This window comes from Micromonospora sp. URMC 107, from assembly GCF_051386315.1.
Classification (GTDB): domain Bacteria; phylum Actinomycetota; class Actinomycetes; order Mycobacteriales; family Micromonosporaceae; genus Micromonospora.
On the sequence record NZ_JBPQTK010000025.1, the window covers coordinates 47,511 to 60,649 of the forward strand.

Genomic DNA, 13,139 nt, shown 5'->3' on the forward strand with positions numbered 1-13,139 from the left:
CCTTTCGCAAGAAGTGAGGTGAAGCTGCTGTTCAGTGCGCCGAGGGACGGGTGGGGCGAAGTATCCGGGCCGGAACACCCACCACGACGACGTTGTCCGGGACGTCCCGGACGACCACCGCCCCGGCGCCCACCACCGCGTCGCGCCCGATCGAGATGTTGTCGACGACCGTGGCCCCCGCGGCGACGGTGGCGCCGTCGCCGATCCGGCTGCTGCCGGCCACCGTGCAGCCGGGCAGCAACGTCGCGTAGTCGCCTATGACGGTGTCGTGGCTCACCGTCGCCCGGGTGCCGATGTGGACGTGCCGGCCGATCCGAACGTCGGTGGTGAGCACCGCGCCGGGCCAGAGGACGCTGCCCTCGCCCACCGTGCACCGGGCGCCGATCACCGCCGTCGGGGAGACCAACGAGCCGCAGCGGCGTCCGTTGCGGCCGGCGGCCCGGTCGATCCGGGCCCGTAGGGCCCCGTCGCCGACGCCCACGACGTAGCGCACGGTCGGGTCGGCGGTGGCGAGCCAATCGTCGTCGCCCAGCCACGGCACGGGGAGGCGGTCGTGCTCCGTCGCCCGATAAGGGCCGACGCATCCCAGCACCGGCTGATCGGCCTGCTCCGCGATCCAAGCGATCTCCCGGGCGTGCCCGGAGGTCCCGAGGACGACGAGGGGATGCCCCTGGTGGAGGGTGGTCTGCCGGGCGGGCGGGACTGTCTGGACGCTGGGCATGGGACCGGTTATACCGGCGCCAGCGGGGGCACAGGCGGCTTTCACATTCGCGGCCGCGATTGTCGACGAATGCCTTCGCCAGTTCCGACGTATCCGCCACGGCGGGTAACCGCCGGGCGCGGCGCTCGTTTGCCCTTTCGAATTGGGCGTGGCAGTTTCCTGGTCCGGGAGGTCTTGTGCAGCAGAGCCGCCTGGACGACCGTAGCGGTTTCTCCGGGGCGGAGACCCGCCCGGGTCCGGCGCCGTTCCGTGTGCTGGTCACCTGCACGTACTTCGAGCCAGGTTTCCGCGGCGGTGGTCCCGGTCGCTCGGTGGCGCACATCCTGGACGCGGCTTCGCCCGCGATAGCGCCGACGCTGGTCACTCGCGACCGCGACCTCGGCGACGTGCAGTCCTACCCGGGACTGTCCGGCCGCTGGCACGCCCGCGGTCGAATTCCGGTCTTCTACCTGTCGCTGCGCGACCCGCGACAGTGGCTCGTGCTCTGGCGCGAGCTGCGACGGACCCGTTTCGACCTGCTCTACGTCAACAGCCTGTGGGCGCCGATGTCGGTGTTCCCGATCGTTGCCGTCGGCTGCGGCCTGCTGCGGGTCGACCGGGTGCTGGTGGCGCCGCGGGGTGAGTGCTCGCCCGGGGCACTGTCGCTGCGTTCGGCGCGCAAACGGCTGTTCGTCGCCGGCTGGCGACGTGTCCTGCGCCGGCTGGACGCGTCGTTCCACGCGTCCACCGAGCGTGAGGCCGCCGACATCCGGCAGGTGTTCCCTTGGGCGACCGTCCACGTGAACGCCAACCAGAGCCCGCTGCCGCCGGAGCCGGTGTCGGTCCCGCCGCCCGCGCCGGGGCCGCTGAGGCTGGTGTTCGTCGGGCGCGTCGCCGCGATGAAGAACCTGGCCCTGGCATTGGAGGCGTTGGCGGCCGTGCGGCTGCCCGTGACGCTGGTCGTGTACGGCCCAATCGAGGACGCGGCCTACTGGCGACGCTGTGAGGCGCTGATCGCCGGGCTGCCACCGACGGTTCGGGTTCGGTACGAGGGTGTGCTGGCGCCGTCCGAGGTGGCGGGGGCGCTCGCCGCGCACGACGCGCTGGTCCTGCCCACCCTCGGAGAGAATTTCGGTCACGTCATCGCCGAGAGTCTGGCCGCTGCCTGCCCGGTCCTCTGCTCCGACCGCACGCCGTGGACGCCCGTGCTCACCGGCGGGGGCGGGTCGGTGGTGCCGGACCTCACGGCCGCCGCCTGGGCCGCGGAGATCGACCGGTGGGCCGCGCGGACGCCTGAGCAACGCCACGACGCACGCCTGGCCGCCGCCGCCGCCTACCGCCGGTGGCGGTCGTCCGTGGCCCGGGAGAGCATCCTGGACGTGGTGCGCCTGCGGTCTCACACCAGCGGTGCAAGGACCGCCCCTTTTGTCGGCTTATTCCCCTAACGCGTATCTCGCCGCCGGGGCGTCTCGTTGTCCCGGGTGCCGCACCGCGCGGGGACGGATCCCTGCCGCCATCCGGCATGCGCGGGCCTCGCGGTGGCACCCGCCGAGGCGGAGGTGGCGGCCGGCGAGCGACGACACGGGAGATTCCATGACCTTCATGACCACCGGCCGCCGGGTCCTCATCACCGGCGGCACGGGTTCCTTCGGCAAGACGATGGTGCGCCGCCTCCTCGACCGTGGCGTCGGCGAGGTCCGGGTGCTCAGCCGCGACGAGGCCAAGCAGGACGACATGCGCCGGTTGCTCGGCGACGACCGGGTCCGCTACCACGTCGGGGACGTGCGCGACTACGACTCGGTGCTGCGCGCCAGCCGGGGCATCGACTACGTCTTCCACGCGGCGGCCCTCAAGCAGGTGCCCTCGTGCGAGTTCTTTCCGCTGGAGGCGGTGCGGACCAACATCCTGGGCAGCGCCAACGTCGTCGAGGCGGCGGAGCGCAACGGCGTCGGCTCCGTGGTCGTGCTGAGCACCGACAAGGCCGTCTACCCCGTCAACGCGATGGGGATGAGCAAGGCCATGATGGAGAAGGTCGCCCAGGCGCACGCCCGGAACAACCCGAACAGCGCGACCACGGTCTCCTGCGTCCGGTACGGCAACGTCATGTACTCCCGCGGCTCGGTGATCCCGCTCTTCATCGAGCAGGTCAAGGCGGGCCGCGCGCCCACGGTGACGAACCCGCAGATGACCCGCTTCCTGATGTCGCTGGCCGACTCGGTGGAGCTGGTCGAGCACGCCTTCCAGCACGCCCGGCCCGGCGACATCTTCATCCGCAAGGCCGCCGCCTGCACCATCGGCGACCTGGCCGAGGCGGTCTGCGAACTCTTCGACGTGCCCGCCAAGCTCGACATGATCGGCGTACGGCACGGCGAGAAGCAGGACGAGACGCTGGCCAGCCGGGAGGAACTCGCCCAGGCGGACGACTTCGGCGACTTCCTCCGGGTGCCGCTGGACGCCCGCGACCTCAACTACGCGCTCTACGTCTCCGAGGGCGAGCTGGGCCAGGGGCCGCCGGAGGACTTCAACTCCGCCAACGCGCCGCGGTTGGGCGTACCGGAGATCGTCGAGCTGCTGAAGACGCTGCCGGAGGTCCGCGCGGAGCTGGCCCTGCGGGACCCGGTGCTGGCGTGCTGAGGCTGGCGGTCACCGGCGCCGGCGGTTTCCTCGGTTGGCACGTGCGGGTGCTGCTGCGCGTCCTCGGCTGGCCGGAGCCGGTCGTCGTCACCCGGGCCGACCTGGCCGACCCCGAGCGGGTCGCGGCGAAGCTCGACGGCGTCGACCGGGTGCTGCACCTGGCCGGGGTCAACCGGGGCGAGCCGGCCGACGTCGCCGCCGGCAACGTGCAGCTCGCCGCCCAGCTCGCGCAGGGCCTCAAGCACTGCCCGACCCCGCCCGGCGCGGTGGTCTTCGCCAACTCGGTGCAGGCCGGCAACGGCACGCCCTACGGCGACGCGAAGGCCGCCGCCGCCGGCATCCTGGCCGACACGGGCCTGCGCGTCGACGACGTCCTGCTGCCGAACCTGTACGGCGAGCACGGCCGGCCGTTCTACAACTCCGCGGTCGCGACGTTCTGCCGGCTGCTCGCCGAGGGCGGGCAGCCGGAGGTCCACGGCGACCGCGAGCTGAGCCTGGTGCACGTCACCGACGCGGCGGCCCGGCTCGTCGGCGTACCGGCCGGGGGCTCGTGGGACCCGGCCATGCCGGCGCTGCGGACCGGCGTACGGGCCCTCGCCGACCGGCTCGCCGACGTCGCCGCCACCTACCGCACGGGTGAGCTGCCGGCCCTGGCGAACCGGCACGACGTGCGGCTGTTCAACACCTACCGCTCGCACTGCTTCCCGGCGCACTACCCGCTGGCGCTGCCGCGCCGGGCGGACGCCCGGGGCGAGCTGGTCGAGACGGTCAAGACGCACGGGGGCGGCGGCCAGACCTTCTGCTCCACGACCCGTCCCGGCATCACCCGGGGCGAGCACTTCCACCTGGCCAAGGTGGAGCGCTTCGTGGTGCTGCGCGGTTCGGCGGAGATCAGCCTGCGCCGCGTCGGCGACACCGAGGTGGTGCGGTTCGGAGTCTCCGGCGACCGGCCGGTGCTGGTGGACATGCCCACCATGTGGGTGCACAACCTGGTCAACACCGGCGACGACGAACTGGTCACCATGTTCTGGACGAACGAGCTGTTCGACCCGGGCCGGCCGGACACCTGGCCCGAACCGGTCGAGCCGGCCCGGCCGGAGCGCGCGGTGGTCGCCGCGTGAGGATCGGGCTGGTCAGCCAGTGGTACCCGCCCGAAGGGGTGTTCATCCCCGGCAACCTGGCGCGGCAACTGGCCGAGCGGGGCCACGAGGTGCGGGTGCTCACCACCTTTCCGAGCTACCCGCACGGCCGGACCTTCCCCGGCTGGCGGCAGCGCTGGCGGCACACCGAGACCGACGGGGCGGTCGCCGTCCGACGGGTGCCCGCCTACCCCAGCCACGACACGTCCGCCGCCCGGCGCGCGCTGAGCCACCTGTCCTTCGGGGCCAGCAGCGCGCTGGGCGGCGTCCGCTGGTTGGCGGGCGTCGACGTCACCTACGTCTACCACCCGCCACCCACCTCGATCGCCGCGGCGGCGCTGGCCCGCCTGGCCCGGCGTACGCCGATCGTGCTGCACGTCCAGGACCTGTGGCCGGAGTCGGTGCTCGGCTCGGGCATGGCGCCCGCCGGCCGGGCGGGCCGGGCCCTGGAGGGGAGCGTCGCCGCGCTGATGCGGGCGACGTACCGCCTGGCCGGCGCAGTCGTGGTGATCTCGCCGGCGATGGCCGACCTGGTCGTGGCCCGCGGCGCGGACCCGGACCGGGTCCGGGTGGTGTGGAACTGGACCGACGACGGGCTGTTCCGGCCGGTGCCGGCCACCGACGAGGCCCGCGCGGCACTCGGCCACCGCGGGCGCTGCACCGTGATGTTCGCCGGCAACATCGGTCTGTTGCAGGGGATCGAGACCGCGATCCGGGCGGCGGCCGCCGTGCGCGACCGGATCGACCTGGTGCTGGTGGGCTCGGGCGCCGGCGAGGAGGCCGCGCGCCGGCTCGCTGCGGACCTCGGCGCCGACAACGTACGGTTCGTCGGCCGGCGGCCCGCCGAACGGATGGCCGAGCTGTACGCGGCCGCCGACTGGCAGCTGGTCTGCCTGCGCGACCTGCCCGCGCTGCGCGGGAGCATCCCGTCGAAGCTCCAGGCCGCCCTGGCCTGCGGCGTCCCGGTGATCGCGTCCGTGGGCGGCGACGCCGCGGCCCTGGTCCGCTCGGCCGGGGTCGGCCTGGTCTCCCCGCCGGGGGACTGGCGCGCCCTCGCCGCGCGGTTCTCCGTCGCGGCGGCCGAGTCCGCGGACGTGCGGGCGGAACTGGGCCGGCGGGCCCGGCGGGTCTACCAGGAGCGCATGTCGCTGCGGGTGGGCGTGGACCAGTTCGAGGACATCATGACCAAGCTGGCAGCAGAGGGAGGACGGGCATGACCCGGATCATGACGGTGGTCGGCACCCGACCCGAGATCATCCGACTGTCCCGGGTGATCGCCCGGCTCGACGACACGGTGGAGCACCTGCTGGTGCACACCGGACAGAACTGGGACAGCACGCTCTCCGACGTCTTCTTCAAGGAGTTGCGGCTGCGCGAGCCGGACCGGTTCCTCCGGGTGGACACCTCGTCGCTCGGGCGGGTGCTGGGCGGCGTGCTAGTCGGCATGGAGGCGGCGATCGAGGAGGCGCGGCCCGACGCGCTGCTCGTGCTCGGCGACACCAACAGCTGCATCGCCGCGCTGATGGCCCGGCGGATGCGGGTGCCGGTCTACCACATGGAGGCCGGCAACCGCTGCTTCGACCTGAACGTCCCGGAGGAGACCAACCGGCGGCTGGTCGACCACGTCGCGGACTTCAACCTGGTCTACACCGAGCACGCCCGGCGCAACCTGCTGGCCGAGGGGCTGCACCCGCGCCGGATCCTGCACACCGGCTCGCCCATGCGGGAGGTGCTGGAGCACTACCGGGCCGACATCGCCGCGTCGGGCGTCCTGCGTCAGCTCGACCTCGCGCCCGGCCGGTACTTCGTGGTCAGCGCGCACCGCGAGGAGAACGTGGACCAGCCGGCCCGCCTGAAGCGCCTGCTCGACTGCCTCCGAGCCGTCCGCGAGCGGTGGGGGCACCCGGTGCTGGTCTCCACGCACCCGCGTACGCGCAAGCGGCTGGAGGCGTTGGCGCCGGACGCGGCGGCCCTCGACGGCATCGCGTTCCACGAGCCGTTCGGCCTCTTCGACTACGTGCACCTGCAGACCAGGGCCTTCTGCACGCTCTCCGACAGCGGCACCATCAGCGAGGAGGCCGCCATCCTCGGCTTCCCCGCCGTGACGCTGCGCGAGTCGATCGAGCGACCCGAGGCGCTGGACGCGGGCGGGATCATCATGACGGGGCTCGACCCGCAGGGCGTGGTCGAGGCGGTCGAGGTCACCGTGGCCCAGGTCGCCGCCCAGGGCGTGCCGTGCCCCGTCGACTACCGGGTCCCGGACACCTCCCGCCGGGTGGTCGACTTCGTCCTCTCCACCGTCCGCCGGCACCACGACTGGGCGGGCATCCGCCGCTGAAACCGCGCCAGAAGGGCCGGCGACCGGAGCTTCCGGTCGCCGCCCCTCGCCGCGTGCGGGGTCGGGGTCAGCGGGACAAGGGCACCTGCACCGAGCTGCGGGGGACCGGCCCGACCGGGTGGTCGCAGAGCAGGGCGAGCTGCGCGACGACCTTCTCCGGATCGTCGTACGGGTCGAGGCCGCTGACCTCCATCGGGTCGAGGGCGGGCACCGCCACGTGCGACACCAACGGGTGCAGCGGCCGGGTGTCGGTCTCGCCGGCGCCGAACAGGTCCTCGTGCAGCTTCTCGCCGGGGCGCAGTCCGGTGTAGACGATCGGCACGCTGCTCTCCGCCTGCTCGGCCATCTGCCGGGCCAGGTCGGCGATGCGGACCGGCTCACCCATGTCCAGCACCAGCGCCTCCCCGTCGCGGCCGATCTCGGCGGCCTGCAACACCAGGTGCACCGCCTCCTGCACCGTCATCAGGTAGCGGGTCACCTCCGGGTGGGTGACGGTGAGCGGGTGGCCCAGCTCGATCTGCCGCTGGAACGCGGTCACCACCGAACCGCGGCTGCTCAGCACGTTGCCGAAGCGGACGCTGAGGAACGTGCCGGGGAACCGGGAGGCGGCGTGCGCGGTCAGCCGCTCGGTGATCCGCTTCGAGTAGCCGAGGACGCTGATCGGGTCGGCCGCCTTGTCGGTGGAGATGTTGACGAAGCGGGCCACGTCGCGGCACGCGTCGAGCACGGAGAGGGTGCCCCAGACGTTCGTCTGCACCGCCTCTCCGGGGTGCCGCTGGAGCAGCGTGAGGTGCTTGAGCGCGGCGGCGTGGAAGATGACGTCCGGCCGGCGCTCCCGGATGATCCGCCGGATCCCCTCGTCGTCGCGGAGGTCGGCGAGGATCAGCTCGGGGCCGTCCAGCAGGGCCCGGCCGGCCAGCGACATCTGCAGGCCGTGCAGGGCCGACTCGTCGCGGTCGAGCATCATCAGCTCGCCCGGGTCCGCCTTCATCACCTGCCGGCACAGCTCCGAGCCGATGGAGCCGCCCGCGCCGGTGACCAGGACCCGCCGGCCGCTGAGCCCGTTGGTGCTCAGCGCCATGTCGGCGACCACCTGCCGGCGGCCGAGCAGGTCGCCGATCTGCACGTCGCGGACGTCGCGGACGGTGATCCGGTGGTCGACGAGGTCCCGGACCGGAGGCAGCACCTTGAACGCCGCCCCGGTCTGCAGGGTGGCCTCGCGGATCTGCCGGATCAGCGCGGCGTCGGCGTTGGCGACCGAGAAGATCACGGTCGTCGCGCCGGTGCGCCGTACGGCCGCCGCCACGTCCTGACGGCCGCCGAGCACGCGAACCCCGCCGATGCGCAGGTCCCGCTTGTCGGGGTCGTCGTCGAGGGCGCCCACGGGCCGGTAGCGCCCGCGCGGATCGCCGAGCATGGCCCGGAGCAGCCCCTGCCCGGCGTCGCCGAGCCCGAACAGCAGCACGGGGTTGGACGAGCGGGCGTCCGGCCGCATGGCGAGGTCGCGGCGGTGCCGGTAGGTGAACCGGGCGGTCAGCATGAACAACAGCGCCAGGGCGCCCCCGACCAGCGGCGTGCTCGCCGGCACCGGTCGTACGCCGGCCGGCAGCAGCCCGATCAGCATGATCGCGGCCGTGGTGGCCGCCGTGCCGGCGACCCCCTGCACCTCCTGGAGGCTGCCCAGCGGGTGGCGGCCGGAGTAGATCCGGCGCACCGCCGCGACGGCCACGTGCACGACGGCGGCGAGGACGCCGCAGGCGGCGGCGCGCGCGAGCTGGCCGGGTGCCAGGTCGAGTTCGTAGCGGAACCAGACCGCGGCGACGAACCCGCCGACCCAGGCGGTGCTGTCGGTGGCGAGGAATCCGATGGTGCGGCGGCGGGCCCTGGCCCGGCGCGTCCCCTGCCCGCCTCGGGTGGTCTCTGTTTCCGGCGGCATCTGTGCTCCTGTCCGTCTCCGGCCGCTTCCGCCGAGGGCGGAAGGAGCTTTGGGCTCCTTTAGTTGATACATGCCCGAAGGGGATGTTTGGAGGTTTTCAGGTTTGATGACCGATTTTCGTCCGTGGGGCCGAGGTCGGGTCGGGTCAACGGGCGGGCACGCCCTTGACGACGACGCCGTCCGGCACGTCGCGGACGACGCAGGCGCCCGCCCCGACGGTGCTGTCCCGGCCCACCCGCAGGCCCTGCAACACGGCCGCCGTCGTCCCGACCAGCACCCCCTCCGCCAGCTGGCAGTCGCCGGACACGGCGGCCAGGGGGTTGACCGACACGAAGTCGGCGAGGGTGCAGTCGTGCCCGACCGTGGCGTTCTGGTTGAGGTGCACGTGCCGGCCGAGCGTGACGTTGGTGGTGACCCGGGCCCCGGCGAAGGCGACGAAGCCCGGGCCGTGCACCGCGTCCGGCCCGATCGTCGCCGCCGGATGGACCAGGCTCGCCGCCGGCGTGCCGTACGCGTCGACCCGGGCGGCGACCGCCCGCCGCACGCGCGGGTCGCCGATGCCGATGACGTGGTGCGCGTCCGGGGGCGCGTCACGAAGCCAGGCGACGCCGCCGAGATAGGGCACGTCGAGCCGCTGCACCCGCTTCAGGTTCTCCTCGGAGGGGCGGTCGTCGACGAACCCGAGCAGCCGCCAGCGCGGCCCTCCGGCGGCGTCCATCGCCCGGGCGATCGTGAGGACCTCCCGGCCGTGCCCGCCGCAGCCGACGACCACCAGGGGGACCGTCACGCCGTCGACGCTCCCGTCCGGGCCGCGAGGAACTCGTCGACGGCGCTGAGGACGAGGCCGACCTGCCGCTCGTTCAGGGCGCTGCCGCTGGGCAGGGCCAGCCCGTCGGCGAACAGCCGCTCGGCCACCCCGGTGACGAGGCGCTCGGCGTCGGCGTACGCCGGTTGCAGGTGCATCGGCTTCCAGACCGGGCGGGTCTCGATGTCCCGCGCGGCCAGGTGGGCGGCCAGGTCGGCGGCCCGCCAGCCGGACCGCTCCGGGTCGACCGCGATGGTGGTCAGCCAGCAGTTGGAGCCGGGATCCTCCACGCCGAGCAGCCGCACGCCCGGGACCGGGGCGAAGAGCTTCGCGTACTGGTCGCGCAGGTGCCGGCGCCGGGCGATCATCCCGTCCAGCCGGACGAGTTGGGCACGGCCCAGCGCCGCGAGCAGGTTGCTCAGCCGGTAGTTGTAGCCCGTCTCGCGGTGCTCGTAGTGCGGGGTCGGCTCGCGGGCCTGGGTCGACAGGAACCGGGCCCGGGTGAGCAGGGCCGCGTCGTCGGAGACGAGCATCCCGCCGCCCGAGGTGGTCATGATCTTGTTGCCGTTGAAGGAGAGGATGCCCACCTGCCCGAAGGAGCCGGCCGGCCGGCCGTGATGGGTCGCGCCGAGGGCCTCCGCGGCGTCCTCGACGACCGGCACGCCCGCCGCCGCGCAGACCGGGGCCAGCGCCGTGTGGTCGGCGCAGCTGCCGAAGAGGTCGACGGGGACGACCGCGCCGACGCGGTGCCCCCGCAGGGTGAGCGTCCGGATCAGCTCGTCGACGAGCGCCACGTCGACGTTCCCGGAATGCGGGTCGCAGTCGACGAAGACCGGCCGGGCGCCGACGTAGCGGACCGCGTTCGCGGTCGCCACGAACGTCAGCGTCGGCACGATGACGGCGTCCCCCGGCCCGACTCCCACCCCGAGCAGGGCCAGGTGCAGCGCGGCCGTGCCGGAACTCACCGCGACGGCCCCGCGGGTGCCCACCCGCGTGGCGACCTCGCGCTCGAACGCGTCGAGGTCCGGCCCGACGGGCGCGACCCAGCCGGAGCGCAGGGCCGCGACGACGTACGACTCCTCCAGCGGCCCCACGTCGGGCGGGGACAGGTGGATGGTCCGGCTCATCGGCCACCTCCGGCGGGCACGGCCAGGGGGGCCTCCGGTGCCGGGGCGGGCGGTGCGGGCGAGGGCGTGCCGAGGAACTCGGGCGCGGTGGCCGAGCCCGCCGCGGAGATCCCCTCGCGGCGCAGCACGGTGCGGACGGTCGCGGCGAGGATTGACAGGTCCAGCCGCAGGCTGCGGTGGTCGACGTACCAGACGTCCAGCTCCAGCTTCTCCTCCCAGCCCAGGCTGTTGCGCCCACGTACCTGGGCCAGCCCGGTGACGCCCGGCCTGACCTCGTGCCGGCGGGCCTGGGCGGGGGAGTAGCGCGGCAGGTACTCGGGCAGCAGGGGGCGCGGGCCGACCAGGCTCATGTCGCCGCGCAGCACGTTCCACAGCGTCGGCAGCTCGTCCAGGCTGGTGGAACGCAGGAACCGCCCCAGCGGCGTCAGCCGGTCCTCGTCGCGCACCCGGCCCCGCCGTGGATCCGGCGGGAGCATGGTGCGGAACTTGACCAGCTCGAACACCTCGCCGTGCAGTCCCGCGCGCGGCTGCCGGAACAGCACCGGCCGGCCGAGTCCCGCCGCCACCAGCACCGCCACGACGAGGATCAGTGGCGCGGCCAGTACGAGCAGCAGCACGGCCGCCAGCACGTCGATCGCCCGCTTGAGGGCCTCCGGTCGGGGCCGCTGCGTGAGGCTCTCCGGTGTGTTCACGGAACCAGGCAAGGTCTCGACCTCCAGGCATAGTCAGGCACCATACGACAAACACGTTCTAACAGGGATGAACATGCCGGGAGCGCGAAATCGCGACACTCGACGCCGATCCCGACAGGTCAACCGCGCAACGGCCGGTCAGGACGCGGCCCGGTGCCGAAAGACGTGCCCCTCGACGCGCCCGCGCCGGCAGTAGAGTGCTCGACGGTCGACGACGCGGGGGAGAGCCGTTGCTGCATCTGAGAGTCATCGCGCCGCCGGACCAGTCCTCGGCCGTGGCGGACCTGCTGGCCGCCGATCCCGGGGTGACCCACCTGGCGGTGCTCCCCGGCGCCGCCCGCCAGCCGGCGGGCGACCTCATCCTCTGCGACGTGGTCCGGGAGAGCGCCGACAACGTGCTGGCCGGGCTGCGGCAGCTCGGTGTGGAGGAGCGCGGCGCCATCTCGGCCGACGACGTCGAGCTGGCCATCTCCTCGGCGGCCGGCCGGGCGGCCCGGAGAGCGCCGGGCAGCGGGGCGGACGCGGTGGTCTGGGACGAGATCGCCGCCAAGACCGGCGAGCAGACGGAGCTCTCCGCCACCTACCTCGTGCTGATCATCGTCGCCACCATGCTCGCTGGCGTCGGCGTCCTGCTCGACCAGCCGATCCTCATCGTCGGCGCGATGGTCGTCGGCCCCGAGTTCGGCCCCCTGGCGGCGCTCTGCGTGGCACTGCTGCGCCGCAACCTGCCGGTCATCGGCCGGTCGGTGCAGGCCTTGGTGGTCGGCTTCCTCGCCGCCATGGTGGTCACCGTCCTCAGCACGTGGGGGCTGGACGCCGCCGGGCTGGTCGAGCGCGGGATGCTGGAGGCCGAACGCCCGCTGACCGACTTCATCTGGCGGCCGGACGCGCTGTCCTGGGTGGTCGGGCTGCTCGCCGGGGTGGCCGGCATGCTCTCCCTGGCCTCGAAGAAGTCCGGCAGCCTGGTCGGAGTGCTGATCTCGGTGACCACCGTGCCGGCCGCCGCGAACGTGGCCGTCGCCGTCGCCTACGGGGTCTGGCACGAGGCGTCCGGCTCGGCGCTCCAGTTGGTGATCAACCTCTGCGCGATCGTGCTCGCCGGCCTCGCCACGCTGCTGGTGCAGCAGTCCTGGTGGTGGCACCTCGGCCGGCGGCGCCGGGCGCGCCGGCCGGGCGGCGTCGCCCGCTGACCCCGCTCAGGGCGCCTCATCGCCCGCTGATCCCGCCCGGGACGCCTCGTCGCCCGCGGCCAACCGGCGCGTCAGCAGGGTGCGCAGCGGAATCGACTCGCCGTCCCGGCCGCCCGCGCCGACCACGAGCGGCGGCGGACTGGGCTGCGGCTCCGCCCCGAACAGCCGGGCGCGCGGGCCGCCGGCCACGGTCAGCAGGTGGAACCGCCCGTCGACGTCGACGGCCCGGGTGCGGGCCCGGTCGACGTACCACCCGCGCAGCCCCGTCCGGTAGCTTCCGCGCCCGTCGGGGCCCCGGGCCGTGAGCCGCTCCGTGGGCAGCCCGCGCCGGGTCGCCTCGGCGACGAACCAGGCGACGAGCTCCGCCGCCTCGGCGTGCTCGGCCGCCCGCCGACGCTCGTCGGCCGCCGCGTGCGCCCGCACCGCCCGCCGCTGCCGCTCCCGCCACTCCAGGCCGTCGCCCTCGTCCACGACCGCGACGGTACGCCCCACCGCCCGCCACCGGACAGCCCGCTCCGGGTCGCCACGGGGCCTGAGGCCCGGCGGACGCAAGGACCGGCACGACGCTGTCGAGCTGA

General features: G+C 74.0%; 12 protein-coding genes. 6 read left to right on the forward strand and 6 right to left on the reverse strand.

What is annotated here, in order from left to right; all coding sequences use genetic code 11:
* Positions 1-31: 31 nt before the first annotated feature.
* Complete coding sequence (locus ACSNN9_RS08785) at positions 32-721, reverse strand: NeuD/PglB/VioB family sugar acetyltransferase (RefSeq protein ID WP_436672396.1); 690 nt, start codon at positions 719-721, stop codon at positions 32-34.
* 59 nt (positions 722-780) lie between these two features.
* Here ACSNN9_RS08785 and ACSNN9_RS08790 point away from each other — a divergent pair, with 59 nt between their 5' ends.
* The 5 genes from ACSNN9_RS08790 (at position 781) to wecB (ending at position 6,811) form a co-directional block, all read left to right on the forward strand.
* Complete coding sequence (locus ACSNN9_RS08790) at positions 781-2,145, forward strand: glycosyltransferase family 4 protein (RefSeq protein ID WP_436672397.1); 1,365 nt, start codon at positions 781-783, stop codon at positions 2,143-2,145.
* 148 nt (positions 2,146-2,293) lie between these two features.
* Entirely contained in the window at positions 2,294-3,334 is a 1,041-nt protein-coding gene (locus tag ACSNN9_RS08795) for an SDR family NAD(P)-dependent oxidoreductase (protein ID WP_436672399.1), read from the forward strand.
* Positions 3,328-4,455: a polysaccharide biosynthesis C-terminal domain-containing protein gene (locus tag ACSNN9_RS08800; protein WP_436672400.1), complete on the forward strand. Its 1,128-nt coding sequence runs from the start codon at positions 3,328-3,330 to the stop codon at positions 4,453-4,455. The genes ACSNN9_RS08795 and ACSNN9_RS08800 overlap by 7 nt, the downstream gene beginning before the upstream one ends.
* Entirely contained in the window at positions 4,452-5,690 is a 1,239-nt protein-coding gene (locus ACSNN9_RS08805) for a glycosyltransferase family 4 protein (protein WP_436672401.1), read from the forward strand. The genes ACSNN9_RS08800 and ACSNN9_RS08805 overlap by 4 nt, the downstream gene beginning before the upstream one ends.
* Positions 5,687-6,811, forward strand: a complete 1,125-nt coding sequence (gene wecB / locus ACSNN9_RS08810; protein WP_436672403.1) for a non-hydrolyzing UDP-N-acetylglucosamine 2-epimerase — start codon at positions 5,687-5,689, stop codon at positions 6,809-6,811. Before ACSNN9_RS08805 ends, wecB begins: the two co-directional genes overlap by 4 nt.
* Positions 6,812-6,878: 67 nt before the next feature.
* Here wecB and ACSNN9_RS08815 read toward each other — a convergent pair whose 3' ends face one another.
* The 4 genes from ACSNN9_RS08815 to ACSNN9_RS08830 all read right to left on the reverse strand — a co-directional run bounded on the left by ACSNN9_RS08815 (position 6,879) and on the right by ACSNN9_RS08830 (position 11,371).
* The gene (locus ACSNN9_RS08815) at positions 6,879-8,747 is read right to left on the reverse strand and encodes a polysaccharide biosynthesis protein (protein ID WP_436672404.1); all 1,869 of its coding nucleotides are present in this window, start codon (positions 8,745-8,747) and stop codon (positions 6,879-6,881) included.
* Positions 8,748-8,892: 145 nt separating this feature from the next.
* Positions 8,893-9,534: an acetyltransferase gene (locus ACSNN9_RS08820; protein WP_436672405.1), complete on the reverse strand. Its 642-nt coding sequence runs from the start codon at positions 9,532-9,534 to the stop codon at positions 8,893-8,895.
* A complete protein-coding gene (locus ACSNN9_RS08825; protein ID WP_436672407.1) occupies positions 9,531-10,679 on the reverse strand; it encodes an aminotransferase class I/II-fold pyridoxal phosphate-dependent enzyme in 1,149 nt (382 codons plus the stop codon). The genes ACSNN9_RS08820 and ACSNN9_RS08825 overlap by 4 nt, the downstream gene beginning before the upstream one ends.
* Positions 10,676-11,371: a sugar transferase gene (locus ACSNN9_RS08830; protein ID WP_436672408.1), complete on the reverse strand. Its 696-nt coding sequence runs from the start codon at positions 11,369-11,371 to the stop codon at positions 10,676-10,678. Before ACSNN9_RS08830 ends, ACSNN9_RS08825 begins: the two co-directional genes overlap by 4 nt.
* 230 nt (positions 11,372-11,601) lie before the next feature.
* Here ACSNN9_RS08830 and ACSNN9_RS08835 point away from each other — a divergent pair, with 230 nt between their 5' ends.
* The gene (locus ACSNN9_RS08835; protein ID WP_436672409.1) at positions 11,602-12,561 is read left to right on the forward strand and encodes a DUF389 domain-containing protein; all 960 of its coding nucleotides are present in this window, start codon (positions 11,602-11,604) and stop codon (positions 12,559-12,561) included.
* A 6-nt stretch (positions 12,562-12,567) separates the two neighbouring features.
* Here ACSNN9_RS08835 and ACSNN9_RS08840 read toward each other — a convergent pair whose 3' ends face one another.
* On the reverse strand, positions 12,568-13,032 hold the full coding sequence (locus tag ACSNN9_RS08840) for a hypothetical protein (RefSeq protein ID WP_436672411.1): 465 nt from the start codon (positions 13,030-13,032) through the stop codon (positions 12,568-12,570).
* Positions 13,033-13,139: the final 107 nt, after the last annotated feature.

Bases quoted from the DNA above. Each gene is read 5' to 3' on its own strand.
- ACSNN9_RS08785 (WP_436672396.1), bottom strand. From the start codon at position 721: ATGCCCAGCGTCCAGACAGTCCCGCCCGCCCGGCAGACCACCCTCCAC.
- ACSNN9_RS08795 (WP_436672399.1), top strand. From the start codon at position 2,294: ATGACCTTCATGACCACCGGCCGCCGGGTCCTCATCACCGGCGGCACG.
- wecB (WP_436672403.1), top strand. From the start codon at position 5,687: ATGACCCGGATCATGACGGTGGTCGGCACCCGACCCGAGATCATCCGA.
- ACSNN9_RS08815 (WP_436672404.1), bottom strand. From the start codon at position 8,747: ATGCCGCCGGAAACAGAGACCACCCGAGGCGGGCAGGGGACGCGCCGG.
- ACSNN9_RS08825 (WP_436672407.1), bottom strand. From the start codon at position 10,679: ATGAGCCGGACCATCCACCTGTCCCCGCCCGACGTGGGGCCGCTGGAG.